We start from the raw sequence: 726 nt of genomic DNA on the forward strand, positions 1-726 counted from the left end.
TTCCGCTGGGCATGCCGATGTCCCTCGAGCGCCGGGTGATGCTGCTTGGCTGGGCCGCCCGTCGTGATGCCGTCGTGATCGAGGACGACTACGACAGTGAGTTTCGATTTGGAGGACGGCCGCTCGATCCGCTGCAACGCCTCGATCGCGACGGGCGCGTGATCTACGTTGGGTCGTTCTCAAAGGTGCTGCTGCCCTCGCTCAGGCTCGGCTTTCTCGTCGCGCCAGCCTCCTTGCAGCCGGCGCTCCGGGCGGCCAGGCAACTCAGCGACTTGCAGGGCGTGGTGATGCTCGAAGAGGCGCTTGCGCGGTTCCTCGAGGATGGGCTGCTCACGGCGCACGTTCGAGCGGTCGGACGCGTGTACGCGGAGCGGCACGCGGATATCACGCAACAGATTGAGCGCCAGTGCGGCCGCTGGCTGCGCGTCCTGCGGTCGGAGGCGGGACTGCACATCGCGGCCGAGGTGCGCCCCGAAACGAGGGTGGATCTCGCCGCGCTCCGCCAGGATGCCCTGGCGTGTGGTTTGAAGGTCAGCACCCTCGCAGACTTTTCGACGCGGTCATCTGGAAGGTCGGGCCTCGTGTTGGGCTTTGGCGCCATCGCGACACCTCGGATCGGCGAGGGCGTTCGACAATTGGCCACCTTGCTTGCGAGGCACAGCCGATCGAGAGGCCGGAGACGCCCTCGGTGAGTCCGGCTCGGCGCTTGGTTGCCGGCGACTCTTC

The 726-nt window shown here is 67.2% G+C and carries 1 pseudogene (cut by a window edge); it reads left to right on the forward strand.

The features are described from left to right. A pseudogene (locus tag GEV06_28305) lies at nt 1-692 on the forward strand (aminotransferase class I/II-fold pyridoxal phosphate-dependent enzyme); it begins 825 nt to the left of the window's first position. Nucleotides 693-726: the final 34 nt, after the last annotated feature.

Source organism: Luteitalea sp., assembly GCA_009377605.1.
Lineage (GTDB): Bacteria > Acidobacteriota > Vicinamibacteria > Vicinamibacterales > Vicinamibacteraceae > WHTT01.